The sequence below is a fragment of the Legionella taurinensis genome (assembly GCF_900452865.1).
In the GTDB taxonomy this organism is placed as follows: Bacteria; Pseudomonadota; Gammaproteobacteria; order Legionellales; family Legionellaceae; genus Legionella_C; species Legionella_C taurinensis.
Window position 1 is genome coordinate 2,124,513 of sequence record NZ_UGOZ01000001.1, and the last position, 25,701, is coordinate 2,150,213.

A 25,701-nucleotide genomic window follows, 5' to 3' on the forward strand; every position below is an offset into this window, starting at 1 on the left:
TTATGTTTAGACCTGTTGAATTGCAAGCGATCAGCCTCTCGTTACCTCATAAACCCTGTTTCAGCCAGTTTACCGCCCGGATTATGCCTGGCGCACGAATTGCCATCATCGGTAAAAACGGCAGCGGCAAATCCAGCCTGTTAAACCTGCTCGCGGGAGAGCGAAGCCCCGATGAAGGGGTGATAATCCATCCTCCCGGCCTTGTGATTGGCCACGTGCCGCAAATACCCCGCGGGGATCATTACGAGACGTTAAGCGGTGCTCAACGCTTCCATGCCGCCTTGAATGAGGCGTTAACACATCAGCCCTCGCTTCTGTTGCTTGATGAACCCACCAATCATCTCGATGCCGGCAATCGGCAAAGCCTGCTCAAATTCCTTGACCGATTTCCAGGCGCGGTGGTTATCGCCTCTCATGATCGGCAGTTATTGCGTCAAAGCGTCCATACGCTCTGGCATATTCAGGACAATCAACAAATTACGGTCCATCACGGATCTTATGCCGATTATTGCCAGTCGCTGCTGCAACGCCAGCAGAAAATCAGCCAGGCGATCTCAAGCTTGTCACGGGAAAAAAAAGCACTTCACCAGCAGGTGATGAAAGAACAGGAACGGACGAAGAAAAAGCGTGTTCATGGTGAAAAAAAATACGATGGCGATAAACTGGCACTACGAAGCGCCCAGGGACGGGGGCAGCGCACGGCCAATAAAAACAGTAAACACCTCCAGAGCGAAAAACAGCAATGGTTTGAAGAAAAAGAACGATTGAGGCAACCCGAAATCATCCGCCCTCATTTTTCGCTGTCCCATAAAACGCAGGGCAATCAATTGATAGTCAACATTCAGAATGGAACAATCGGGTATGACAAACCCCTTTTACATAACATTCATTTTTCGTTAAGTGGTCATCAGCGCCTTGCCGTGAGAGGTCCTAATGGCATCGGCAAATCGACACTGGTGAAAGCCCTGTTGTCGGACTCGGTACCGCGTCTTGGAGGACAATGGCATGTGCCGGCCAAGGAGGCGATGGGTTACCTTGATCAGCATTACAGCACGCTTAACCCCAGGCTCAGTGTGTATGAAACCATTGCATCGTTGCCGCTTCGCTGGCAGAGTCAGGCCATCCGCCGGCATTTAAACGCGTTTCTTTTTCGTAAAAACGAGGAAGTCCATGCGCCGGTAGCCACACTCTCCGGCGGTGAAAAAGCCCGGTTGGCGCTGGCTGTCATTGCTGCCTTTCCACAGCAACTCCTGATTCTTGATGAAATCACCAATAACCTCGATTTGGACACCCAAAAGCATGTCATTGAGGTTTTGCGCGAATTTCCCGGCGCTATGATTGTCATTTCTCATGATTCGGCTTTTCTTGAAGCCATCGGCGTTGAACGTTTTTATACTCTCGGTGTTGATTAATAAACCAAAAAAGCCAACCCTTTGTGGGAAGAGAGAAATGAAGGCAAGGATTAAAAAATTTCTCTTGCGTTCAAGAAGATTTTCTTATAAAAATCTCTTTCCCGTCCTTTTTCTCCGTAAAAAAATATGGACAGATTATAAAATTATTGTACAATTCTGCCTCCCTATTAACTTTTTTTGAGAGACCAAACAGTTAGTGATTAATTACAACCATACCACCAGCTCGCCAATTGATGATGGCGGCTACAAGCGCGGGTTAAAAGACCGTCATGTCCAACTGATTGCATTAGGCGGTATTATCGGATCAGGTTATTTTCTTGGTACTGGTGAAGTCATTAACCAGGTCGGCCCCGCTGTATTCATTGCTTATGTGTTAGGTGGATTAATCATTTATCTCACCATGTTGTGTATGGGTGAACTGGCCGTGGCCATTCCCATTTCCGGCTCTTTCATTAACTACACCGCTGAATTCATTTCCCCGTCCATTGCCTGCGGCGTCGGTTGGTCCTACTGGATTAGCTGGGTAGCCTACATCCCCGCCGAATGCATCGCTGGCGGCATTATCATGCAGCATTTTACCGGCATTAACGGCTATGTATGGGCAGTGTGCTTCGGCCTCCTCATCACCTACATCAATATCGCCAAAGTGGGCACCTTCGGTGAGATCGAATTCTGGCTTGCCATTATTAAAATCACGGCGTTAATGGGGTTTGTGGGATTGTCCATCCTGATTTTCTTCGGCTTTATCCATGGTCCACAACCGGCCGGGGTGATTGGCGGACGATTCATTTTTGATCAGGGCGGCATGTTTCCTAATGGCTACCTGGTCTTGCTGACGGCCATGGTGTTGCTGCTGGTTAATTACCAAGGCTCGGAAATCATCGGCCTTGCTGCGGGCGAATCCATCGACCCGGCCCGCATGATTCCGCGTGCCGTGCGCAATGTCACGTTCAGGATTTTATTCATCTACATCATTCCAGTGTTCTGCCTGGTTTTAATTTTCCCCTGGCAAAAAGCGGGCCTTGCCAATTCGGTCTTTGCGGATGCGCTGAATTTTTATGGTCTGCATTGGGCCGGCGCCGCCACCAGTTTTGTGACATTGACAGCGACCCTGTCCTGCTCCAATTCCGGCGTTTACGGAATTGTACGTTCCTTAAATGCTCTGGCACGCAATGGCATGGCCCCCCATGTCTTGAGCAAACTCAACCGCAATGCCGTTCCCCAGAATGCGGGGATTGTGACGCTGATTGCCATCTGGCTGCTGTTGGCTGCCGGTTATTTCTTCGGCCAGTCCATGCTCTACATTGCGCTGCTGCTGGTTTCCGGTTTCACCGGCGCCACCGCCTGGATTTCACTCTGCTGGGCGCAGATTAATTTTCGCAAGCGCCTGTATGCAGCTGGTTATACCACCGATGATTTGCGCTACAAAACACCCGGCTCGCCCTATACTGGCCTTGTGGCCATATTTCTGATGGTGATTTGTTTAATCCTGTTGTTATTAAACAAAGACATGTCTTATAAAATTGCCTTCGGCATGGGCCTTTTCAGCTTTATTGGTCCCATTCTGGTTTACACCTTGGGCGGTTTTCATAAAAAACGCGTCCAGGCCATGGAGCGTAACAAACACGTTCAGTTCAAAGACATCTTCCCGGATCGATTGAAAGCTTCGGATTAATCAATTCCTTGTCATCCCCCGCGAAGGCGGGGGATCCATTCCAGCGTCAGGCAAGCCCTCTTATTCCACCCGGTAAACCTGACCGGTTTGCAATCCCTCCACGCTTTTACTGTAAGCCAGCGCGGCGCGGGCGGCGGTAACGGGCGCGTAGCCTCGGAAATACGACGCATAATTGTCCATGGCTTCTTCAATCACCGTCGGACTGACAGCATTGATGCGCAGGCCGCGGGGCATTTCAATGGCTGCCGCGATGACAAAGGAATCAATTGCCCCATTAACCATGGACGCTGAAGTTCCATAACGAATCGGATCACAGCTTAGAATTCCGCTGGTTAAAGTAAATGATCCGCCCTCATTCAAATGCTTTCGGCCTTCCAGCACCACATTGACCTGCCCCATTAACTTGTTTTGAAGCCCAATCTGGTAGGCGGCATCATCCATGGCCATGAAGTCATCAAACTGAACCTTACCGGTTGCCAGAACCACCGCATCAATGTGTTTAATCTGCTTAAAGAGATTGGCAATCGATTGATTATCGGTAATATCAACCTGAATATCGCCGCCGCTGTAGTTGGCTTTAATCACCTCATGCCTTGTTTCAAGCGTCTGCACGATGGCCGTGCCAATGGTACCGGATGCGCCAATAATTACGATTTTCATGATCATTCCCTAAGTGAAAAGACAGGCTTCCATCACATCAGATAAGCAACAGGAGGTCAATGCCACTTAATGGAGTTTTTGCCCATCGGGGACCGGTTTGTCGACCGTGGCCAGGCAAATCGCTCCTTGCTCATCCGAAAATCCGACCAGTAAAAACTGTGAAGTAAAGCCGGCAATATTTTTTTCACCCAGGTTGACACAGCCAATGACTGTGCGGCCCATCAGAGTCTCAGGCGTGTAATGAAACGTGACCTGTGCCGAGGTTTGCAATACCCCCAATTGCGGCCCGAAATCAACCCAGACTTTGTAGGCGGGTTTTTGGGCACGTGGAAACGGTTCCACTTTAATGACAGTGCCAGAACGTAAATCGACTTTGGCAAATTCGTCGTAACTGATGGTCATGTTAATTCCTGCAATCGGATTCATGGGGGGTTTCAAAGCGTGTAGTGAACTCGGGTACCAGACTTTTAAGCAACACATGCAATTCATCATGATTATGCGTCTGGCAAGCGTCATTCATCAGACGCAGAGTCTGCAGCAATTCCCGCCAGTCAATTTTACGGAAGCGTGCCTTGAATAATTTTTCATGCTCCGTATTCGCTAATTGCTCTGATTCATGGAAAAGCTCTTCAAACAATTTTTCACCGGGTCTTAATCCGGTGTATTTAATGACAATGTCTTTACCGGGTTCTTTGCCGGCCAAACGAATCATCTGTTCTGCCAGATAACTGATTTTAATCGGCTCCCCCATATCGAGAACAAAAATCTCCCCGCCCTGACCATTCACCATGGCTTGCAAAATCAGCTGGCAGGCTTCGGGAATGGTCATAAAATAACGTTGGATGTCGGGATGGGTTACTGTCAACGGGCCGCCCGCATCCAGTTGCTTCTGAAACAAAGGAACCACGCTCCCCGCCGAACCCAACACATTGCCAAAACGAACCGTGATAAATTGGGTTTTCACCCGTTCATTTAAATTCTGGCAATAAATTTCCGCCACCCGCTTGGTCGTACCCATCACGTTGGTGGGATTCACCGCTTTATCACTGGAAATTAATACGAATTTTTCTGCGCCTGCCTCAGCGCTCGCCAGAGCGACAACCTGGGTACCCAGAATATTATTCTGCACCGCAACCCGCACCTGATCTTCAAGCAGGGGGACGTGTTTATAGGCCGCAGCATGAAACACCAAATCAGGTTTAAACTGATGGAAAATGGCATCGATGGCTGACGCATCGGTAATGGACGTCAGCCGCAACAGCAGCGGCACCTCAGGAAACGCATCCCTTAATTCATAATCCGCTTTATATAAATTGAATTCAGAGTTATCGATGATTAATAATTGCGCCGGATGATGGGCCATCACCTGACGGCATAATTCCTCGCCAATGGATCCCCCCCCGCCGGTCACAATGACTTTTTTGCCGCGAATGGCGCCGGCTATTCTATCCCATTCCAGTTGCACCTGATCGCGGCCGAGCAAATCCTCAATGCTGACCTCGCGCAAGGCTTTCACCCCAATCTGGTCATTCACCAGGGCCGAAATGCCAGGCAGGGTGCGAAAAGGCACACGGCTTCGGCTGCAATAGTCCACAATACGGCGCATTGCCGCCGAACGGGCAGAAGGAATGGCGATAAAAAGCAAATCGATCTGATGATTCACCACCAGTTGCGGCAACTCACGGACAGAACCCAAAACCCGCACACCATGGATTTCCATACCGCGTTTGCCGGGATTGTCATCCACCAGCCCCACAGGAGAGTAGGCGTTCATTTTTTTCAAATCACGCAGCAAACCCTCCCCTGCATGACCCGCGCCGATCACCAGCACCCGTTTCGTTTCCAGTAACATGTCCTCACGCCCCTTGCGATCGCGATACATGCGCATGACCAAGCGGCCACCGCAAAGCAATGTCACCAGTCCCAGGGCATACATGGGTAAAATCGAGCGCGGCACATGCTGCAGCAGCGAGGTTAAATAAAAAACCGGGATGACCAGACCAATCGCGAGCAGCGTTGCCTTAATAATGCGAATCACATCATTAATCGAAGTAAAACGCCAAAGCCCCCGGTAGACTTTGCAGTAGTAATAACAGCCCACCTGAATGGTCATGAGCAGTAACAGCGCGGCAACAGCGTAGATGGAGGTCAAATGGTGAGGAAATGGCTGCAGGTTGTAGCGCAGCCAATAAGCAAAATACCAGGCAGCAGGAATAGCGGCGATATCAAACATCAGCGAAGGCAATTTTTTATATACTTTCGACAATAATCCACCAAGAATTGACATGGTTGACACATCCTTTGATTTAATCCTGATTCCACAGGTGCCAGCAAAGAGAACTTAAGGAGGTAATACTAAAGTCTTTGTCTTAAAATGCAATGGCGAAGAGGAAGTTTTCTTAACAAAGCCTCGTTAATCACGTAGGCAGGAATCCACTGGCTTCCTACCGCGGGATGAGAGAACGCGCCTCCCCGCCTGATAACTGAAAAATTTCATAGCGGTAGGACTGCTGATTAGCGACGGTGTAAAAGAGGGCTTTCAGTTGGTAATTCCTGTTCGTTGTCAACGCCTTCTGCAGGCAGTGATCGACTGGCAGGTAATGGATTGTGTTGTTTTCTCTCAGCGATGACAAAATGACCACATCGGGTTTTAACAAGAGGATGGTTTTGCAAAACCACTGATCGCGTTCGGTTCGCGGCTGCAACGCCATGGCTTTATTGTTCAGGCAGAATGAATCAATAAAACGCAATCGACTGCGATAAGGGATAAAGCCGCTGTCGCCTAAAACCACCCGGCTGTTTTCGGTCGTGTGCCGGGCGAGCCATGCAATGACTTTCATTCTCAGTTGCTCACCGGCAATCGGGTTTTGTGTAAAATACCGTAATTGCGGCAGGGTCATGGCAGGAATAAAAAAGAAAGCCATTAAAAACGAAGCCATCACCATGGCCACACGAAAAACCGAAGGATCCGCCCCCAGCAAAAAACGGCTTAAAAGCGCTTTTATTCCCTGCAGGGATAAAGGCAAAAGCAGTGCGAACGCAGGTAAGAAAAGGCGAGTATCAAACGCCACGATGGAATCCGCCCTCACCAGCAACAGCATATAAACGGCACTGGGCAACAGGAAATACCATGGCAACTCTTTACCGCGCTCCCGTATGGCCGCATAGAGCGCCAGGAGCAGGAAGGGCCAGGCTAACGACAGGTATTCCCTGCAAAGAACAAACCATTCGGACGAGTGGGCTTTACAATACACCGGATTGGGAAATAACAGCCCATAATAGTGCCATCGCCAGATAAAATAAGGTGAAAAGGCCATGAGATATGTGAGGACACTGACAATCAGGGCCATTAACGCCGAGCGCTGTCGTGTGATCACATCCCAACAGGCAAGGGAATAAAACAGGATAATCAACACTGGCGCTTCGGGACGGGTCATCGACGCCAGGGTAAACAGCAAAGCAGCGAGCACCGCCATGGGCCATTGACCTGCCTTGCGTGGTTCAGCCGCGCACGGATACCCCATCGTCCGTAACAGGCAGTAAAGCCCCAGGGCCAGCAATGCCTGGTAAGTCGTGGTTTCCAAACCGCCCACCGACCAGATGATCTGCCCGCGATACCAGAGCAGCCAGAAGCAGGGAATCAACGACAAGCCGCGATCAAACCAGAGTCTCGACAAACGATAAACCGCCAACAGGGTAAACAATAAACCCAATACCCCCGTGAGTTTCAACGCAAAGACCGGATCCCCTCCCCACCTCAACACGTAGGCCGCAAGGATTAGAAAACTAAAATTGGAATAGCCTTCAACCGGCGGCTCGCCGATATTCCATAGCAACTGCCCCTCCAGGGCCCAATGCCTGGCATAACGCAGAGTAATGTACATGTCATCAATGGTAAAAGGCCAGATGGCCTTTATCTGCAGGATGAACAGGTAGATAAAAACGAGCAGCAAAAAAACAAGCCACGCTGTTTTTTTAACTTTCATTGATTCAACACGTCCAGCGGACTTAATGCGACTAAGGTCAGCAAGACAAAACAGAGCAGGTTAAAACGCGACAGATTGTCGCTGAAAAACAGGGACACCGGATCATCGCTGTCGCTGTCCTGCATGGTGAACCAGGCAAATCGCCACAAGCCAATGGCAGCAAAAGGCAGGGTCAGAAGAAAATAAAACGCCTCGTCATGGACAAAAAGGGTATACAGCAAATAGGCAATAAAACAACTGATGGCCACACCGCCAATGAGAAAATCCAATGTGCGGGTGGAGTACTTTTTAAGCACAGGGCGGGTTTCGTATTTCAAACCCAACTGTTTTTCCAAACGCCGCTTACCCAGAGCAATCAACAGACTCACAAGGGTGGCGGTAATCGTCAGCCACCAGGAAATAGGCAGCCCAATGCCGATGGTGCCTGCCAGTACGCGCAGCATAAAACCACTGGCAATGGAGAGCACATCCAGAATTGGTATGTTTTTAAGCACATGGTTATACGCAAGATTAATCAGCAGATAAACAGCTAAAATCAGCGCCAGCGTCATGGAGACAGACCAGGCTATCAATAGCCCAACCAGGAGCAGCATCACCAGGGTACCAAAGGCAATGTCCAAGGAAATCTCACCGCTGGCCAAAGGCCTTAAGCGCTTGTGGGGATGCAGCCTGTCCTCTTCCATGTCCTGAAAGTCATTGTAAATATACACAGCGCTGGCAATGAGGCAGAAGGACAGTGCGGCAAGAACAGCATCGACCAGGTAATCCATTGTGCCAGAATAAATAACCCCGAGGAAAACAAAAGCCGACTTGCTCCAATGGGAAAAGCGAAGCAGATAAAAAAATTGCTTGAGGGACGTCATAACTTACACCGTACACACTTGTTTTCTTCACTATATCATTTGTTTTTCAAGAGGTTAATGGCAGCGCCAGTAAAAAACACAATAAGCACAGAATGGATAAGAATAAATCAACAATAAACCCATTCCTGCAACACTCTAGTAAAAATTAATCAATTAACATTGCATTTAACCACTGATTTCGTAATATAAAATGTTAGGAGATAAAATTAACAAGGATATGAGGTGGCAAAATGACCTACTGTTTGGATGACGAATTCCTGAAAATTTTGCTTGACATTCGCGAGACCTACAAAAAGATAAAGAAAATTGACTTTGATAAAACCCCCCAGCCTTATGCCATCTCCTGCTTTTTTGGCGCCACCGATGTCAGTGCACGCGATAATCAGACCCGACTGATTTTAAAAATGCTCGATGCCCTCAAAGAGGATTTGTTAAAGCCCGCCGAACTTGAAAAAGAAAAATTTCTGCTGGTCAAACCCGAAGCCATCGAAAAGCATGTGAATGCGTTGCGTATTCTGGTTGCGCTTGTGTTTTACATCAAATCGCAGGTTGACCAAAACTACTTTGTACGCTCCTCGTCATCGGCGACGTTAATTGAGCTTCTGGACAATGCCTTGAAATTAAGCCAAATCAGCATTGATGAAGAAACGCGGGCCACCGTCCTGCACTCTGCTCAAAAATTCCTCAAAGACGATAAAAAACTGGATGAAATCAACGGTCGAATCAAGTCAAAAATCAGTGACAGCGAATGGCGGGATTTTTCCCGGTTTGTTAACCGTCAATGTGAAAAAATGAATGCCAAACCAAAGACCTCACTGCCGGTGACGTCGGTATTGGTCCCCGCCTTAGCCTGGCCCATGGAAATGACAGGGTACACGACAGGCTATATTTTGGGCAATGTGATAGCCAAATCCACGGAGTCCCAACCAATACGCGCTTTTGTTACAACAAGCTTAAGCGCAATGTTGTATTTTGTTACCGGCTCATCCGGTACGCTGGGCATCATGTTGGTTGCTCCAACCTATGCCGGCAAACTGGTTGAAACGTTTTCAGGCGTCTCCTGCGCCTGGATGCTCGGCAACACCATGAAATACGCCGGCAAAGGCATGGGCTATGTCATCGGTGTGCCTATCGATTTGGGCTGCAAGGCTGCTTATCAAGGCGCCATTTCGCTTTCGTCCATTCTGCAGGGCAAAAAGGCCCATCATCTCACCGGCTTTAATTTAGTTACCGGCCAGCGTGTGATCGAAGGCACGGAAGTGAATCTCATCAAGGCCGATGAAGACACCCTTAAACAAGTATTTACCGAACGGTGCGAGAAACAAGGCGACAAAACCCCGTCACCTCCCATTCAACTGACCTCGGAAGGCTTAGTCATCACCTGCTCCGATGGAGAAGAAATCAAAGTGGCGATCCCAACGGCCGAAGAGACAAAAAAAGTGTCTCAAACCGAACTTCCTTACATGCCAGAACTCAAATCACTGCTTGAGAGCCTGATCCAGCAAAATGGCGTGCCTCTCATCAAAGCCACAACCGGTAAAGAAGACATTTTGCAAGCGCCCCTGACCATTGGCGAGAAAGAGGTGCCCACAGCCACTGACGAGGTCAATGAAGAAACACACGCGCAAAACAGCATGGTGTAATCACCCCGTCAGGCCGGGCGGTTGTTCCGGCCTGACGGCTACCCTTATTCCGGGCATCGGGTTAACTCTCGCACCACGCTGGTGGCATAGCTCCCGGGTGGCAATTCAAACTGCAGTTGAAGGCAATCAGGCTCAAGCCAGAGCCAGTTTAACTCCTTAATAGCCAGAACAAAGGGGCGCCAGGCACGCTGTAGACCCTGCGCTTCCAACCCCTGACACCAATCCGCATAAGGCTCAAGGGCCTGTTGCTGGATCGCCAGAGCCGCAAGACTCGCCCTCTCCTTCCCTTCTCCCCACAGCGGGCCGGCCGGAGAAATATCCCACTCATCGATACGCTGCTGAATACCCTCCTCGATGTCCTCCACCGTAAAAATGCTGTGCGTACCGCCCAGTTGCATGACATCGCCCGCTAAAGCCCGGTTCCAGGTCATTTGATCCACCCGCGCAGATAAAACATGGTTGAACAGGAAAGACCGCGCCGCAGAATAATACATGCCGCGCAGAAAGGGATTTTTGACCCGGTAATTGCCAGTTAGAAGCTGCCAGGCTTTTTCAAGGTTCTGGCTACCGAAACGCTGATCGCCAAAATAGTTGGGTACGCCCTGATACCTAACCCTTTGCAGACGCGCTTCAACATCCTCTGGATTATCAATAGCCCGGAGAATGAGTTGAAAGCCATTGGCCGCCAGTACCCCGGTTTTTAATTTTTTAAGGTGCCGCTGACTGGCAAGAACCCGCCAGCCCTCACCAGCCAATGAATCCGGTTCAGCCACATCATTGTGTAAACTGTGCACACAAATCCATTGACGGGTAACGGCATGCTTGTCCTTTAAACCCGCATAAGAAATGGCTTTCGCGGGTTTGTTAAGGCATGCAGCCAGGGCTTTGACCAGTTCTTCCGTCGTCAGCCCGCGCTTTTCAATGTAAAGGTAAAGGTGTTCTCCCTCGCCGCTCAGCTCAAAACCCAGTTTTTCATTGACCTGAAAATCATCCGGATTACTTTTAATCACCGCGGCGGATTCGGGCTTTCCACCGGCATAAGCCCAATTGGTTACATCAAACATACAGAGGACTCCTGATTTTTCGTCAAGTATAACGGGATTAACTCAACAGGAATACAACACGGGCGTTGCCAGAATAATTTTTATCTCTGTGCCGGACAAAAAACGCTTAAAGAGATGAGATATTATAAATAACTCGCTGATTTTAAATGTATTTCATATAATCATTTCGTCTAAAAAAGGATGTAAATATGAAATATATCAGCGAGTTGAGTGGAATTTTAAGCCAGAGATTGAATTGGCACAAGTCACGCATTGACTGTTTTGCCCAAATGTTATTAGCCTTGTTTATGGTGAGAAGTGTTAATTTAAGTGAAATTGCGGTTGCAATGGATGGTGATAGAGCGAGCATTGATTCCCGCTACAAAAGAGTATACCGTTTTTTTCAAAGTTTGAGGTGGATTTTACCTGGATCGCTCGCTGGATATACTCTCTATTTTTTAATAAAGCTCACAAGGTTTATTTAGCCATAGACAGGACAAATTGGTATTGGGGTAAAGCCAAAATCAATGTGTTTATGTTGTCTATTTGTTATGAAGGAATAGCCATACCCATATTTTGGCGACTGCTAAAAAAAGCAGGAGGCACGACGGGTAAAGAGCAGATAGAATTATTATCTCGATTTATTAATACGTTTGGTAAAGAATCAATACAAGGCATACTCGGTGATCGAGAATTTCCTAACAAAGCACTCATAGCTTGGCTTGTAGCAGAGAATATTCCCTTTTATTTACGGATTAACGGGAACGTAGACGTGTGTATTGGCAAAAAGAAATTTAAAGCTTCGGCACAGTTATTCAGCCACTTAGCCCCTTATCAGCACCAAGTATTTGGTATGAAAGTCCATGTTTTTGGGCACTCACTTTATTTGGCCGGAAGCAAAAATTCTCGGGAAGACTTGATGATTGTTATCACAAATCAACCACCCAAAAATGCAATTGCTTGCTATTTGCGCCGTTGGGAAATAGAAACGCTTTTTGCCTCTTTAAAAACAAAGGGATGGCGATTTGAAGATACACGAGTCATTGAGCCTAAGCGCATCGAAAAGCTCTTGGTTTTACTCGCCTTGGGCTTTGTTTGGGCACATCGAATTGGCGAGTGGAAAGCATCTATCAAGCCTATTCCTCTTAAAAAATTACGCAACCAAAAAAGACCAAAAAATAGCTTTTTTCGATTGGGCTTAGATCATCTCAGAGATTTGCTCACCAATCACAGAATCAATATAAAATTGTTTGCTAAATTATCAAATTGGATTCTGTTTGCCTTAGATGAGACTGTTTTTTAAAAAATTGTCCGGCACAAAGCCGAAGTCACTCTGTGCCGGACAAAAAACGCTTAAAGAGATGAGATATTATAAATAACTCGCTGATTTTAAATGTATTTCATATAATCATTTCGTCTAAAAAAGGATGTAAATATGAAATATATCAGCGAGTTGAGTGGAATTTTAAGCCAGAGATTGAATTGGCACAAGTCACGCATTGACTGTTTTGCCCAAATGTTATTAGCCTTGTTTATGGTGAGAAGTGTTAATTTAAGTGAAATTGCGGTTGCAATGGATGGTGATAGAGCGAGCATTGATTCCCGCTACAAAAGAGTATACCGTTTTTTTTCAAAGTTTGAGGTAGATTTTACCTGGATTGCTCGCTGGATATACTCTCTGTTTTTTAATAAAGCTCACAAGGTTTATTTAGCCATAGACAGGACAAATTGGTATTGGGGTAAAGCCAAAATCAATGTGTTTATGTTGTCTATTTGTTATGAAGGAATAGCCATACCCATATTTTGGCGACTGCTAAAAAAAGCAGGAAGCACGACGGGTCAAGAGCAGATAGAATTATTATCTCGATTTATTAATACGTTTGGTAAAGAATCAATACAAGGCATACTCGGTGATCGAGAATTTCCTAACAAAGCACTCATAGCTTGGCTTGTAGCAGAGAATATTCCCTTTTATTTACGGATTAAGGGGAACGTAGACGTGTGTATTGGCAAAAAGAAATTTAAAGCTTCGGCACAGTTATTCAGCCACTTAGCCCCTTGTCAGCACCAAGTATTTGGTATGAAAGTCCATGTTTTTGGGCACTCACTTTATTTGGCCGGAAGCAAAAATTCTCGGGAAGACTTGATGATTGTTATCACAAATCAACCACCCAAAAATGCAATTGCTTGCTATTTGCGCCGTTGGGAAATAGAAACGCTTTTTGCCTCTTTAAAAACAAAGGGATGGCGATTTGAAGATACACGAGTCATTGAGCCTAAGCGCATCGAAAAGCTCTTGGTTTTACTCGCCTTGGGCTTTGTTTGGGCACATCGAATTGGCGAGTGGAAAGCATCTATCAAGCCTATTCCTCTTAAAAAATTACGCAACCAAAAAAGACCAAAAAATAGCTTTTTTCGATTGGGCTTAGATCATCTCAGAGATTTGCTCACCAATCACAGAATCAATATAAAATTGTTTGCTAAATTATCAAATTGGATTCTGTTTGCCTTAGATGAGACTGTTTTTTAAAAAATTGTCCGGCACAAAGGATTTTTATCTCTGTGCCGGACAAAAAACGCTTAAAGAGATGAGATATTATAAATAACTCGCTGATTTTAAATGTATTTCATATAATCATTTCGTCTAAAAAAGGATGTAAATATGAAATATATCAGCGAGTTGAGTGGAATTTTAAGCCAGAGATTGAATTGGCACAAGTCACGCATTGACTGTTTTGCCCAAATGTTATTAGCCTTGTTTATGGTGAGAAGTGTTAATTTAAGTGAAATTGCGGTTGCAATGGATGGTGATAGAGCGAGCATTGATTCCCGCTACAAAAGAGTATACCGTTTTTTTTCAAAGTTTGAGGTAGATTTTACCTGGATTGCTCGCTGGATATACTCTCTGTTTTTTAATAAAGCTCACAAGGTTTATTTAGCCATAGACAGGACAAATTGGTATTGGGGTAAAGCCAAAATCAATGTGTTTATGTTGTCTATTTGTTATGAAGGAATAGCCATACCCATATTTTGGCGACTGCTAAAAAAAGCAGGAAGCACGACGGGTAAAGAGCAGATAGAATTATTATCTCGATTTATTAATACGTTTGGTAAAGAATCAATACAAGGCATACTCGGTGATCGAGAATTTCCTAACAAAGCACTCATAGCTTGGCTTGTAGCAGAGAATATTCCCTTTTATTTACGGATTAAGGGGAACGTAGACGTGTGTATTGGCAAAAAGAAATTTAAAGCTTCGGCACAGTTATTCAGCCACTTAGCCCCTTATCAGCACCAAGTATTTGGTATGAAAGTCCATGTTTTTGGGCACTCACTTTATTTGGCCGGAAGCAAAAATTCTCGGGAAGACTTGATGATTGTTATCACAAATCAACCACCCAAAAATGCAATTGCTTGCTATTTGCGCCGTTGGGAAATAGAAACGCTTTTTGCCTCTTTAAAAACAAAGGGATGGCGATTTGAAGATACACGAGTCATTGAGCCTAAGCGCATCGAAAAGCTCTTGGTTTTACTCGCCTTGGGCTTTGTTTGGGCACATCGAATTGGCGAGTGGAAAGCATCTATCAAGCCTATTCCTCTTAAAAAATTACGCAACCAAAAAAGACCAAAAAATAGCTTTTTTCGATTGGGCTTAGATCATCTCAGAGATTTGCTCACCAATCACAGAATCAATATAAAATTGTTTGCTAAATTATCAAATTGGATTCTGTTTGCCTTAGATGAGACTGTTTTTTAAAAAATTGTCCGGCACAGAGGATTTTTATCGATAACAGCCCCTCAGATAATATTTTCTTAAGTTTCAGGCATTAAAATAGCATTAACTACGAGGTATTCATCATGAAAATTATTATTATTGGACCCGCCGGTTCAGGTAAATCCACCCTGAGGCTTTTATTGGCAGGTGAGAGCTACGCCGAGGTGCCTTCCCTTTCTTTTGGAACAGAGGAAAGCAAATTCAGCGTCGGCAATGAAAAAGTTAGCCTTCAAGAAGCGGCTATACCCCCGGAAATGATTAAATACTGGTTTAAAGACTCCCAGGCTTTACTCTATTGTGTTGATTTAAGCCTGCCAAAACCACACCATGACTCGGTGAAATACGCGATTGAAGAGATCGAGGCGTTTCAAAGGCTCAATCCGGATGCTCAAATCATTTTAGTCGGGACCCATGCCGATCAGACAAAAAAGCTACCGGAAACCCAATTTAAAGAAATCAATCAATCATTCGGCAATCGATTCAACCGGGCTGTTGCTGTTTCCATGACCCGCAAACACGCCCTCGAGGAGGATTTTGTCGACAACCTTCGTCAGGATGTTCTTGGCCCTTTGCTTAACGTTTCTGTACAAGTTGACGAAGAAATGGAGTCGGCCGTGGTGATCAAACATAACAAAAGATACCCGGAGCCGCCCAAACCCTTCCCTAAAAGTTACGGGCAATTATGGCAAAAAGGGGCAGGCCCGCGTAATAATCTTGAAAGCGAGGTCGGAAACTTTCACGCGGCACTTGAAATTTTAAGAGACTACAGCAAGAGCAATAACCCGGAAACATGCTCCTTCTTTGCACCAAAAGTAAAACTGGCTCTCACCCGGCATCTGTTTCGTCATCATACCGATGTGGTCGATGCGCTGTATAAAGAATATTACAACAAAAAAGGTGCGACGGCGGCTGACTTAATCAACGCGTTAAAGCAAAGGCTGATTAATCAGGGGGATACGCTTAACCTGACAGGCAGTCTGGCACAGCGCATTCGGTTTATTGAGCGGAATGCCAATCTTCAACCCACTGATTTTTTTAAGTTGAATGAACAAATTGCAGACAGAGAAATCCCCATCAGCGCCCCCAAGTAAGCGCCTTCAGCGCCTGAGAAGGCGCTTAGGCGCATCGCATGCCCATGCATTTCGCTACCCTGAATTTAATCAAACAACGCTTCGCGCTGATTGATTGTTTCATATAGACGTTGCAGTTGCTTTTCTGTCACACGGTGGATGGAGAGTGGCGGCAACGTCTCAATGGCAAAAAAATCCACCTGTGCAATTTCCTTGTCTGGCCTAACCTCACCGGACTCAATGTCACAATGAAAAAAGCATTTATAGGCATGCGGCCATTGCGGCGGATGATCATGTTTGAGCTTGTCCCAAAGCGCCATTAAGCGAATCACCTTGACGTGAAACCCGGTTTCTTCGCGTGTTTCACGGGTAACGGATTCCGAAGGCGATTCATTGACATCCACCCACCCTCCCGGCAGAGTCCATAAACCGTCGGACTTTTCCTGAACCAGCAGAATTTTATGGTTTTTGACAACAAAAGCCCGCACATCCAGCTTGGGCGTGGCATAGCCTGTTTCAAAACTGAATAAATGGGCAATGTCCGGGGCTTTCTCACTGGCGGGTGCGGCAAGTTGAGCCGCAAGCTCACGCAGGCGAAGGTAGCGTTCCTGATCAAATTCATTCTTACAATAAGCCAGGCCATTCTGGGCTATCGCCTGGATCTCATTAATTGTTTTAAACCATTCCTTTTCACTTGACATGATGTTCCTTCAACAATGAATGAATGCCTGACGGTCAGAATAATTAGACGGGATTGTCGCTGTCAATGAATTGGTGCTGCACCTGAAATGTTTGAGCCAGGTGCTCGCCTAAGGCCTGTATGCCGTAACGTTCCGTGGCATGATGGCCGCAGGCAAAATAATGAATACCCAATTCTTTGGCCTGATAGTAGGTTCGCTCTGAGACTTCACCGCTGAAATAGGCATCAACACCCAGTCGATAAGCCTCTTCAATATAGTCCTGTGCGCCGCCGCTGCACCAGGCCAGACGCTGGATGGTTTTGTCGCCGCCGGCAATAATGAGGGGAGTTCGCCCCAATGCCTGATCCAGCTGCTTTGCCAATGCGTTTACCGACAGTGGCGTGTTCAGCGCGCCTGACCACAGCAGGCGATCGATGCCTCCCGCCTTGTGTGCGGCCACCTCATTAACCGAAAGCCGTTTGGCCAATTGCGCGTTATTACCTAGTTCAGGATGGCAGTCCAAGGGGAGATGATACGCCAGTAAATTGATTTGATGGCGCAGCAATTCGGTGATGCGACGTCCCTTCATGCCGGTAATGGCCGGCGGCTCGCCGCGCCAGAAATAGCCATGATGAACCAGCAAGGCATCGGCTTTAACTGCCGCTGCCTGCCGAATAACGTCTTCGCTCGCGGTTACCGCGGTACAGATGCGCCGAATCGACGCCTGGCCTTCGACCTGTAACCCGTTTGGTGCGTAGTCATTAAACTCGCTGACCGCAAGCAAGGCGTTAAGGTAATCCACTAACTCCTGTCGCGTGATCACCGGGATGACGCTCGCCGGATGTCCGCACCCAACGTGGATAATTTTTCTTCAATACGCTCATAGCCGCGATCCACATGGTAAATGCGCTCGACAAAGGTTTCGCCTTCGGCCGCAAGACCGGCCAGAATCAAACTGGCTGAGGCCCGCAGATCCGTGGCCATCACCGGCGCACCGGTCAGCCTTTCAACGCCATTAATCATGGCGGTATTGCCGTTTAAGCGGATTTGCGCACCCATGCGCTGCAGTTCCTGCACGTGCATGAAGCGATTTTCAAAAATGGTTTCAATCACCGATGAAGCGCCGTCAGCAATGGCATTGAGCGCCATGAACTGAGCCTGCATGTCCGTGGGGAACGCAGGGTACGGGGCGGTTGCGATGTTGACTGCCTGGGGACGCAGGCCGTGCATGTTTAAGGTGACCCAGTCTTCACCCAGGGTCAATTCAGCCCCCGCCTCTTCAAATTTGCACAGCATGGATAACAGATTATCCGGTTTAACGCGTCGGACCGTGACCTTGCCGCGGGTAATGGCGCCTGCGGTTAAATAGGTCCCGGCTTCAATGCGATCCGGCATGACGGTGTAATTGCCACCGCGCAGAGCGTCCACGCCTTCCACTTCAATGGTGGGCGTACCCGCGCCGCTGATTTGCGCGCCCATTTGAATGAGGAAATTGGCCAAATCAACCACTTCCGGTTCACGGGCCGCATTTTTAATGATGGTTTTCCCTTCGGCCAGCACGGCAGCCATGAGCACATTTTCTGTTCCGGTCACGGTCACTGTATCAAACACCAGGGGTTTGCCCTGCAGGCGGCCGCGTCGGCAGCGGGCCTTAATGTAACCGTTCTTAACGGTAATCTCTGCTCCCATGGCTTTGAGCGCTTTCAGATGCAAATCAACCGGACGGGTACCAATGGCACACCCGCCGGGCAGAGAAACATCCGCACGGCCAAAACGCGCCAATAAGGGGCCCAGGACCAGAATGGAAGCGCGCATGGTTTTAACCAGCTCATAGGGTGCGACAAATTCATTCACCTGGCTGGCAGAAATCTGCACGTTCATTTTTTCATCAACAATGAGGTGGGCGCCCAATTGGCCCAATAATTCCATCATTGTAGTCACGTCTTTTAAGTGGGGTACGTTGGCGATGGTCACGTTGTCCGTTGCCAGCAAGGTGGCCGCCATGATAGGAAGCGCTGAATTTTTTGCTCCGGAAATAACCACTTCCCCGTTTAATGCCTTGCCGCCATTAATCACTAATTTATCCATGCTGCTTCCCCCATTCTTCTTGAGTCCAGGTCTTCATCGTCAAGGCATGAAGACGACCACTGGTAATATATTCTTTTAACTGCGCATACACCCATTGCTGTCGGGCAACCCGGGTTTTGCCCATGAACGCATCCGACACAATGGTCAAGTGATAATGATACCCATCACCCTCGACTTTAACGAAATGAACGCCCTCAATCACAGACAATTTTTTTTCTATTTCTTCATTGTTAATCATACAACAGTTCCACTTCATTCGGAGGCGAGGCACCCTCGCCTTCTGTTCTTTTTGCCTGACCTGTCAGGAGACCACGATTTTTTCCAAACCGCAAAATTCCGCCAGCGCATGGACTAAGGGCGGAATATTAGTGATCTGGCAGCGTTTATGCAATTGCCTGCACAGACGCTGTGCCTCAATCAGCAACGCAAGCCCCGCGCTGTCGCAATGGCTGACTACACTTAAATCCATGATCACATCTGATTCACGGGTTTGTTTAAGAAAATCAACAAGGCGGCGGCGGCAGGCCTCCGCCGTGTCGAATGTCATTAGGCTGTCTGGTTTGAACGTGGGCATGGTTAAGCTGCTTTCTTACTGCGTTCGCGCATTTGCTTAATGAGGTCCTGCATATTGGAATTCTGCAGTGCCTGAGCAAACTGGGAACGGAAACTCTGCAGCAGACTGACCCCCTCCACACTCAAATCATAAATCTTCCATTCGCCGTTTTTAACCACAAGGCTGTAAGTTAACGGAATATTTTTGCCATTGGATCGGACAATGAGGCTGTTTACCCGTAAAAACCGCCCTTCAAGCGACCCCCGCACAGGCAGAAATTTCACGGTTTCATCGGTGTATTCGGCCAAGGGGCTGGCATAGGTACGGATAACCAGTTGCGTAAATGCCTGGGAAAATTGCTGACGCTCGCTGGGGGTCGCTTTCATCCACGCCTGACGTCCCAGAACCGAGCGCGACATGCCGCTGACATCAACATTGGGCAGCAGTGATTGCTCCACGGCGCGGTAGATCACCTGCGGGTTGTTTTTTAAGGAGGCCTTGTTCTTTTCCAGGGTAGAAAGAATCTGATTCGCTGCGGTCTCCAGCATGGGAACAGGGTTGGAGGCCGCCCATAACAGAGAAGTCAGTGAACAAGCCATGAAAAAAAGAAGGGTTTTTATTTTTTGCATTCTCGATCCTATTTCTTAATATTGAATAAGAGTTGCCCGATTAAATTCTCCAGGATGATGGCTTCCTGGGTTTTTGCAATCACATCCCCCTCACGGAGGTAGGGGTGTTTGCCCTCGCCTTCATCCTCAAAACCGGGAACAATGCTGATGTAGTTTGATCCCAGCAGTCCTTCCGTCAGGATGCGTGCCGACACATCCTCGTAGGGAATGGGTTTGTCGCTGCGAAGCAGCATGGTTACCTTGGCGTTGAGTTCCCCAGGCTGAAGTTCGATGCGCGTCACTTCGCCAATTCTAACCCCGGCAATGGTCACCGGCGCCCGCACTTTCAAACCGCCGATGTCGGTAAAATCGGCCGTTACCTGGTAGCCTTTTGTGGATGAAAAGCTTGAAATACCGCTTACTTTCATCGCCATGACAAAGAAAGCCAGTAAGCCCAACAGCATAAAGAGTCCGACACTGATATCAATGTACCGTTGCTTGCTCATGATTCACCAACCTCCAATCATCATTGCTGTCAATAAAAAATCAAGCCCCAACACCGCCAATGATGAATACACAACTGTTCGGGTCGTTGCCTGACTGATACCTTCGGCAGTAGGAATACAACTGAATCCCTGAAACACAGCTATCCACACTACAACAAAAGCGAAAACCATACTTTTAATTATTCCGCTGACCACGTCGATACGGAAGTTAACCGAAGCCTGCATGTTGGACCAAAAGCTTCCTGCATCCACGCCCAACCACTCCACACCGATGAAATACCCGCCATAAACCGCCACGGCTGAAAAAATCAGGGCCAACAACGGCAGGGAAATCAACCCGGCTAAAAAACGGGGGTAAATGACACGGCCTAAAGGATCCACCCCCATCATGTCCATACTGGCCAATTGCTCGGTGGCCTTCATGAGGCCAATTTCTGCCGTCAGGGCAGAGCCGGCACGGCCGGCAAACAGCAAGGCACTGATCACCGGACCCAGTTCACGTGCAATGCTTAAGGCCAGCAACTGCCCCAGTTGGCTGGCTGCGCCAAATTTCTGCAGCGTATTATACCCCTGCAAACCCACCACCATGCCGATAAACAGTGCGGATACTACAATAATTAAAAAAGAAAGGAAGCCCACGGAATACAATTGCACACGCAAAGCCGGCCATAACCGCGGCAAATCAGGCTTGCGGGCAAAAATCCCCAGTAAGAAAAGGCCGGAATTGCCTACAGTCTGCAATGTATTCAAACCACGCTCGCCGAAGCGTGCAATTCTGTCAAGCATCTAACAACTCCTCAGTATAGGGTTTTGCAGGGTAATGGAACGGCACCACGCCGTCAGCCTCTCCATGCATAAACTGCTTAATCTGCGGCTCTGTCGATTGTTTTAAGGCAAGCGGCGTGCCATGACCGATCAGGCGGCCGCCGGCAATGAGGTAAGCGTAGTCTGCGATTGAGCAGGTTTCTTCCACGTCGTGGGAGACGATAATGGTTGTCGTGCCCAGCAACTGGTTCAGGCGCTTGATCAACCGCACTAGAACCCCCATGGAAATGGGATCCTGACCGGTGAATGGTTCGTCATACATCATCAATTGCGGATCAAGGGCAATGGTTCTGGCCAGCGCCACCCGCCTGACCATGCCGCCGGACAGTTCGGCCGGCATTAATTCAGCCGCTCCGCGCAAGCCCACGGCTTCCAGTTTCATTAACACCACATCACGCAGCATGGTTTCATTCAGATTGGTGTGCTCGCGCAGGGGAAACGCCACGTTTTCAAAGACATTTAAATGGGTAAACAAGGCACTGCTCTGGAATAACAAACCCATTTTTCGCCGTGCGGCAAAAAGGGCTGTGCGTGACAACTGATGAATATTCTGGCCGTCAACGCGAATTTCGCCGCTGTCTGGGGCAAGCTGTGCCCCGATCAAACGCAGGAGCGTCGTCTTGCCGCTGCCACTGGGCCCCATAATGGCCGTGATTTTCCCGCGCTCGACAGTCATATCAACCTTATTAAAAATGCACTTGTCGCCGCGCATAAAAGTCAATTGGCTGATTTGCACCAGATTATCTAGCATGATGGTTCCGATTTGGGTGAATGGGTAATTATATACTGGAAGGATACAATTTTGCGAATTTTAAACCAGTCTTTTCCCGCAGGCATTCTTTTATCAATAGAATGAACGAATTATCCAGGCCCCTCTCTCCGCATCGTTCTCCGCGCGCCGGTGTCTGGCAGTATTGCGCTTATTCCTGTCGCGCATGCAAAGAAAAATCGTTTCTGTTACAATAGCCGCCAGCTTAACAAACATTCATCCTCTAATGAATTTTTGCCAATTGGGTCTTGCCGTCATTGAAACCGAAGCGAGAGCCGTTTTTGACCTGACGCAACGCATAGACGAGCGCTTTGAAAAAGCCTGCGAAATCTTACTTGCCTGCAAAGGCCGCGTGGTTGTCACCGGTATGGGAAAATCCGGTCATATCGCTAATAAAATTGCCGCCACCCTGGCCAGCACCGGCACGCCTGCCTTTTTCATGCACCCCGGCGAAGCCTGCCATGGCGATTTGGGCATGATTACCCGGCAGGATGTGGTCTTAGCCATTTCCAATTCCGGCAATACCAGTGAAATCGTGGTTCTCCTGCCCCTCTTGAAACGTCTGGAGATCCCGTTGATTGCCTTAACCGGCAACAGCCAGTCGACACTGGCTAAAACCGCCGATGTGAATCTGGACATCAGCATTGAGCAGGAAGCCTGCCCGCTTGGCCTTGCGCCAACCACCAGCACCACCGTGTCGCTGGTCATGGGGGATGCCCTGGCCATTGCCCTGTTGCAGGCCAAAGGCTTCAGCGCTGAAGATTTTGCCCTTTCGCACCCCGGTGGTGCATTGGGTCGGCGCCTGCTGCTTAAAATTGACGAACTCTGCCACCGCGGCGAGGAATTGCCGCTGGTCAGCGAACGCGCCACCATCAGCGAAGCGCTGATTGAAGTCACCGCCAAAAAATTGGGCATGACCTGCGTGGTGGATAGCCATGGCCGTTTAACCGGTGTTTATACCGACGGGGACATCCGACGCACCCTCACCAAGCATTTCGACATCAATACCACGCCGCTGGCGGAGGTCATGAGTCGGCAATGCAAAACCATCAAGGCCGGTACACTGGCAGCCGAGGCCCTGGCCATTATGCAAAAATACACCATCACCTCCCTGGTGGTTATTGATGAGGAACAACGACCCACTGCCGTCATCCATCTTCATGACCTGCTGCGCGCAGGTGTTTTTTAAGGCGAACGACATGAACAACCTGATTGAAAAAGCAAAAAAAATTCGATGCCTCATCTGTGATGTCGATGGGGTTTTAACCGACGGTCTGCTGTACCTTGATAACCATGGCAATGAATTAAAGGCATTTCATGTCCAGGACGGCATGGGGCTCAAACTGTTAATGGCCGCCGGCATTGAAGTCGCCGTCATTACCACGGCCCGCAATGCCGTGATTGATCATCGCATGCAGCAATTAGGCATCACCCACTATTTTAAAGGCCAGGTCGACAAGCGCAGCGCTTTTGAGCAACTGCGGGAACGTCTGGGCTTTACTCTCGATGAAATCGCCTACATCGGCGATGATCTGCCTGATTTACCGATTATTCAACGCGTCGGCATGGGCATTGCCGTGGCCAATGCGGTCAGGCAGGTCAAGGAATTTGCCGCCTGGGTAACCGATCAGCATGGCGGCCGCGGTGCGGTGCGCGAAGTCTGCGATTTGTTACTCAGCGCCCAGCAGAAACAGGATGCCGCTTTAGCGGGGTATTTCGCCTCATGAACGCGGCCAAGCAGGCAGTCTGGCTCTTTTGCGCCTTAGTGACCCTGGCCTTCTCAGGCTACTATTTTGCCACTTCCTCCGATTCGGCCATTCGCCTGGATAAACGCACCCTGTCCATAACCGCGGATACCGTCATTACAGGCCTCACTGTCATGCAGTTTGATGAGAAGGGTAAGCTCGCCAATTACATCGAGACACCGGAATTGCGGCACATTCCCAGGCAGGATACCCACCTGCTTAAATTGCCTCGTATTGTCATCGCGCAGGATGATCAACCCGACTGGGAAATCCGCGCCAACTCGGCCCGGGCAATTCACCGCGGTGAAGAAATTACCTTCCTGAAGCAGGTGGTTGTCCATCAGGGAGGCGATGCGCATACCGAAGAAAGCACCCTGAAAACAGACGAATTAACCTATTTCCCCCAACAGAAACTTGCAACCTCCGCCCTCGATGTCATCTTTGAACGCCCGGGAAGCATTGTCCATTCGCAGGGCATGAAAGCTTACCTTGAGCAAAAGCATGTTCAATTGTTGAGCGGAGCGCGCGCTACTTATGAGCCTCGTGATGCGTAAATTCATTTCATTCCTTGCCTTTGGTGTATCCCTGCTGGCCTGGCAAACGCTGTCAGCCATGCCGGATGATCGCGAAAAAGTCATGGAGTTGTCAGCGGATGCCGCCGATTTAAGTCAGCAAACCCACCGCGGCGTCTACGAGGGCCATGTTGAACTGGATCAGGGAACCACCCATCTGCGCGCCGCCCGTGCTGTCACCGAAGGCAATCAGCACAACAAACTGGTCGTTGCCATCGCCGAAGGCGACAAAGACAATCAGGCCCATTATTGGACACAAACGGCCGTGGACAAACCCCTGCTGCATGCTTATGCCGACACTATCCGCTATTATCCGGACAAGCATCTGATTGAACTGATAGGCAATGCCCGAGTGGAACAGGGCGACAATTCCTTCTCGGCGCCGAAAATCAGTTATGATACCGTGAAGCAGCATGTATTATCGCAAAGCGACGGTAAATCGCGTACCTTAATTGTTATTCATCCTGAGAAAAAGGATGTCAAAAAAGTTGAGACGACGGCATGACTTCCCTTCGGGCTGAGCATTTAAAAAAATCATTCAAAAATCGCGCCGTGGTCAATGGCGTAAGCCTGTCGATTAATCGCGGCGAATGCGTGGGCCTCCTCGGCCCCAATGGCGCGGGTAAAACCACCTGCTTCTACATGATCGTCGGATTGCAGTCCTGCGACGAAGGCCGGATTATTCTTGATAATCAGGATGTCACCCGGGCGCCCATGCACCTGCGTGCCCGCATGGGCATTGGTTATCTCCCCCAGGAAGCCTCCGTGTTTCGCAAAATGACGGTGAATGACAACATTTATTCCATCCTGCAATTGCGCACCGATCTGGATGAGCCGGCACGTCAGGAAAAACTCAACCAGCTTTTAGAAGAATTCCACATCACCCATTTGCGAAAAAACCTGGGGATGAGCCTGTCGGGCGGTGAACGCCGCCGTGTGGAAATAGCACGCGCTTTAGCGATCGAGCCCAGGTTCATCCTGCTTGATGAACCCTTTGCAGGCGTTGACCCCATTTCCGTACTGGACATTAAAAAAATCATTTCGCACCTTTGCGATAAAAACATTGGCGTTTTAATTACCGATCACAATGTGCGTGAAACCTTAGACATCTGCAGCCGGGCCTATATCGTCAGCCAGGGACAATTGCTGTGTGAAGGAACGCCAGACGCCATTCTCGCCAATCAACAAGTTCGCGCAGTTTATCTGGGCGATGAGTTTACCTTGTAAT

At 48.5% G+C, this 25,701-nt stretch carries 27 protein-coding genes; 12 read left to right on the forward strand and 15 right to left on the reverse strand.

From position 1 onward, the window contains the following. The first annotated feature begins 2 nt into the window (after nucleotides 1-2). Entirely contained in the window at nucleotides 3-1,412 is a 1,410-nt protein-coding gene (locus DYE45_RS09760) for an ABC-F family ATP-binding cassette domain-containing protein (RefSeq protein ID WP_115300854.1), read from the forward strand. A 196-nt stretch (nucleotides 1,413-1,608) separates the two neighbouring features. Next, on the forward strand, nucleotides 1,609-3,087 hold the full coding sequence (locus DYE45_RS09765) for an amino acid permease (protein ID WP_108290123.1): 1,479 nt from the start codon (nucleotides 1,609-1,611) through the stop codon (nucleotides 3,085-3,087). Between the two features lie 60 nt (nucleotides 3,088-3,147). Here the strand turns inward: DYE45_RS09765 and DYE45_RS09770 are convergent, their stop codons facing one another. The 5 genes from DYE45_RS09770 to DYE45_RS09790 all read right to left on the reverse strand — a co-directional run bounded on the left by DYE45_RS09770 (nucleotide 3,148) and on the right by DYE45_RS09790 (nucleotide 8,596). Then, nucleotides 3,148-3,747: a short chain dehydrogenase gene (locus DYE45_RS09770; RefSeq protein ID WP_108290729.1), complete on the reverse strand. Its 600-nt coding sequence runs from the start codon at nucleotides 3,745-3,747 to the stop codon at nucleotides 3,148-3,150. 66 nt (nucleotides 3,748-3,813) lie between these two features. Next, nucleotides 3,814-4,149 (reverse strand): tRNA-binding protein, encoded by a 336-nt coding sequence (locus DYE45_RS09775; protein WP_108290125.1) that lies wholly within the window; start codon nucleotides 4,147-4,149, stop codon nucleotides 3,814-3,816. Nucleotide 4,150: 1 nt separating this feature from the next. Next, on the reverse strand, nucleotides 4,151-6,034 hold the full coding sequence (locus DYE45_RS09780) for a polysaccharide biosynthesis protein (RefSeq protein WP_115300855.1): 1,884 nt from the start codon (nucleotides 6,032-6,034) through the stop codon (nucleotides 4,151-4,153). 157 nt (nucleotides 6,035-6,191) lie between these two features. Then, nucleotides 6,192-7,733, reverse strand: a complete 1,542-nt coding sequence (locus tag DYE45_RS09785; RefSeq protein ID WP_115300856.1) for a DUF8728 domain-containing protein — start codon at nucleotides 7,731-7,733, stop codon at nucleotides 6,192-6,194. After that, on the reverse strand, nucleotides 7,730-8,596 hold the full coding sequence (locus tag DYE45_RS09790; protein ID WP_108290131.1) for a decaprenyl-phosphate phosphoribosyltransferase: 867 nt from the start codon (nucleotides 8,594-8,596) through the stop codon (nucleotides 7,730-7,732). Before DYE45_RS09790 ends, DYE45_RS09785 begins: the two co-directional genes overlap by 4 nt. A gap of 230 nt (nucleotides 8,597-8,826) precedes the next feature. On the opposite strand from DYE45_RS09790, the gene DYE45_RS09795 reads away from it, so the two are divergent. Next, nucleotides 8,827-10,239: a hypothetical protein gene (locus tag DYE45_RS09795; protein ID WP_108290133.1), complete on the forward strand. Its 1,413-nt coding sequence runs from the start codon at nucleotides 8,827-8,829 to the stop codon at nucleotides 10,237-10,239. A 44-nt stretch (nucleotides 10,240-10,283) separates the two neighbouring features. Here DYE45_RS09795 and truD read toward each other — a convergent pair whose 3' ends face one another. Continuing rightward, a complete protein-coding gene (gene truD / locus DYE45_RS09800) occupies nucleotides 10,284-11,303 on the reverse strand; it encodes a tRNA pseudouridine(13) synthase TruD (RefSeq protein WP_115300857.1) in 1,020 nt (339 codons plus the stop codon). 394 nt (nucleotides 11,304-11,697) lie between these two features. On the opposite strand from truD, the gene DYE45_RS09805 reads away from it, so the two are divergent. The 4 genes from DYE45_RS09805 (at nucleotide 11,698) to DYE45_RS09820 (ending at nucleotide 16,148) form a co-directional block, all read left to right on the forward strand. Next, entirely contained in the window at nucleotides 11,698-12,585 is an 888-nt protein-coding gene (locus DYE45_RS09805) for an IS4 family transposase (protein ID WP_160160720.1), read from the forward strand. Nucleotides 12,586-12,717: 132 nt separating this feature from the next. Beyond that, entirely contained in the window at nucleotides 12,718-13,812 is a 1,095-nt protein-coding gene (locus DYE45_RS09810) for an IS4 family transposase (protein WP_115300859.1), read from the forward strand. Between the two features lie 132 nt (nucleotides 13,813-13,944). Further along, nucleotides 13,945-15,039 carry an IS4 family transposase gene (locus DYE45_RS09815; protein ID WP_115300722.1) on the forward strand — a complete coding sequence of 365 codons (1,095 nt, stop codon included), beginning with the start codon at nucleotides 13,945-13,947 and terminating at the stop codon, nucleotides 15,037-15,039. Nucleotides 15,040-15,140: 101 nt separating this feature from the next. Then, a complete protein-coding gene (locus tag DYE45_RS09820; RefSeq protein ID WP_108290137.1) occupies nucleotides 15,141-16,148 on the forward strand; it encodes a DUF5617 domain-containing protein in 1,008 nt (335 codons plus the stop codon). A 65-nt stretch (nucleotides 16,149-16,213) separates the two neighbouring features. Here the strand turns inward: DYE45_RS09820 and DYE45_RS09825 are convergent, their stop codons facing one another. From DYE45_RS09825 to DYE45_RS09865, 9 genes are all read right to left on the reverse strand, one after another. Then, on the reverse strand, nucleotides 16,214-16,828 hold the full coding sequence (locus DYE45_RS09825; protein WP_242602627.1) for an NUDIX hydrolase: 615 nt from the start codon (nucleotides 16,826-16,828) through the stop codon (nucleotides 16,214-16,216). A 43-nt stretch (nucleotides 16,829-16,871) separates the two neighbouring features. After that, on the reverse strand, nucleotides 16,872-17,630 hold the full coding sequence (locus DYE45_RS09830; protein ID WP_108290141.1) for a Nif3-like dinuclear metal center hexameric protein: 759 nt from the start codon (nucleotides 17,628-17,630) through the stop codon (nucleotides 16,872-16,874). Beyond that, nucleotides 17,627-18,895 carry a UDP-N-acetylglucosamine 1-carboxyvinyltransferase gene (gene murA / locus DYE45_RS09835; RefSeq protein WP_058531311.1) on the reverse strand — a complete coding sequence of 423 codons (1,269 nt, stop codon included), beginning with the start codon at nucleotides 18,893-18,895 and terminating at the stop codon, nucleotides 17,627-17,629. The genes DYE45_RS09830 and murA overlap by 4 nt, the downstream gene beginning before the upstream one ends. Next, nucleotides 18,888-19,133, reverse strand: coding sequence for a BolA family protein (locus DYE45_RS09840; RefSeq protein WP_108290143.1), 246 nt, complete (start codon nucleotides 19,131-19,133; stop codon nucleotides 18,888-18,890). Before DYE45_RS09840 ends, murA begins: the two co-directional genes overlap by 8 nt. A 63-nt stretch (nucleotides 19,134-19,196) precedes the next feature. After that, the gene (locus DYE45_RS09845; RefSeq protein WP_108290145.1) at nucleotides 19,197-19,469 is read right to left on the reverse strand and encodes an STAS domain-containing protein; all 273 of its coding nucleotides are present in this window, start codon (nucleotides 19,467-19,469) and stop codon (nucleotides 19,197-19,199) included. A gap of 2 nt (nucleotides 19,470-19,471) precedes the next feature. Next, nucleotides 19,472-20,077 (reverse strand): MlaC/ttg2D family ABC transporter substrate-binding protein, encoded by a 606-nt coding sequence (locus DYE45_RS09850; protein WP_115300860.1) that lies wholly within the window; start codon nucleotides 20,075-20,077, stop codon nucleotides 19,472-19,474. A gap of 8 nt (nucleotides 20,078-20,085) precedes the next feature. After that, complete coding sequence (mlaD, locus tag DYE45_RS09855; protein WP_108290149.1) at nucleotides 20,086-20,562, reverse strand: outer membrane lipid asymmetry maintenance protein MlaD; 477 nt, start codon at nucleotides 20,560-20,562, stop codon at nucleotides 20,086-20,088. 3 nt (nucleotides 20,563-20,565) lie between these two features. Continuing rightward, nucleotides 20,566-21,348: a lipid asymmetry maintenance ABC transporter permease subunit MlaE gene (gene mlaE, locus DYE45_RS09860; protein WP_108290151.1), complete on the reverse strand. Its 783-nt coding sequence runs from the start codon at nucleotides 21,346-21,348 to the stop codon at nucleotides 20,566-20,568. After that, nucleotides 21,341-22,138 carry an ATP-binding cassette domain-containing protein gene (locus DYE45_RS09865; RefSeq protein ID WP_115300861.1) on the reverse strand — a complete coding sequence of 266 codons (798 nt, stop codon included), beginning with the start codon at nucleotides 22,136-22,138 and terminating at the stop codon, nucleotides 21,341-21,343. Before DYE45_RS09865 ends, mlaE begins: the two co-directional genes overlap by 8 nt. Before the next feature lie 244 nt (nucleotides 22,139-22,382). Here DYE45_RS09865 and DYE45_RS09870 point away from each other — a divergent pair, with 244 nt between their 5' ends. The 5 genes from DYE45_RS09870 to lptB are packed head-to-tail and all read left to right on the forward strand — an operon-like array spanning nucleotide 22,383 to nucleotide 25,700. Next, a complete protein-coding gene (locus DYE45_RS09870) occupies nucleotides 22,383-23,345 on the forward strand; it encodes a KpsF/GutQ family sugar-phosphate isomerase (RefSeq protein ID WP_108290155.1) in 963 nt (320 codons plus the stop codon). Between the two features lie 10 nt (nucleotides 23,346-23,355). Beyond that, entirely contained in the window at nucleotides 23,356-23,883 is a 528-nt protein-coding gene (gene kdsC, locus DYE45_RS09875) for a 3-deoxy-manno-octulosonate-8-phosphatase KdsC (RefSeq protein ID WP_108290731.1), read from the forward strand. Continuing rightward, nucleotides 23,880-24,455, forward strand: coding sequence for an LPS export ABC transporter periplasmic protein LptC (lptC, locus tag DYE45_RS09880; protein WP_108290157.1), 576 nt, complete (start codon nucleotides 23,880-23,882; stop codon nucleotides 24,453-24,455). Before kdsC ends, lptC begins: the two co-directional genes overlap by 4 nt. After that, nucleotides 24,448-24,978 carry a lipopolysaccharide transport periplasmic protein LptA gene (lptA, locus tag DYE45_RS09885; protein WP_242602626.1) on the forward strand — a complete coding sequence of 177 codons (531 nt, stop codon included), beginning with the start codon at nucleotides 24,448-24,450 and terminating at the stop codon, nucleotides 24,976-24,978. Before lptC ends, lptA begins: the two co-directional genes overlap by 8 nt. Next, nucleotides 24,975-25,700 carry an LPS export ABC transporter ATP-binding protein gene (gene lptB, locus DYE45_RS09890; protein ID WP_108290161.1) on the forward strand — a complete coding sequence of 242 codons (726 nt, stop codon included), beginning with the start codon at nucleotides 24,975-24,977 and terminating at the stop codon, nucleotides 25,698-25,700. The genes lptA and lptB overlap by 4 nt, the downstream gene beginning before the upstream one ends. Nucleotide 25,701 lies beyond the last annotated feature (1 nt).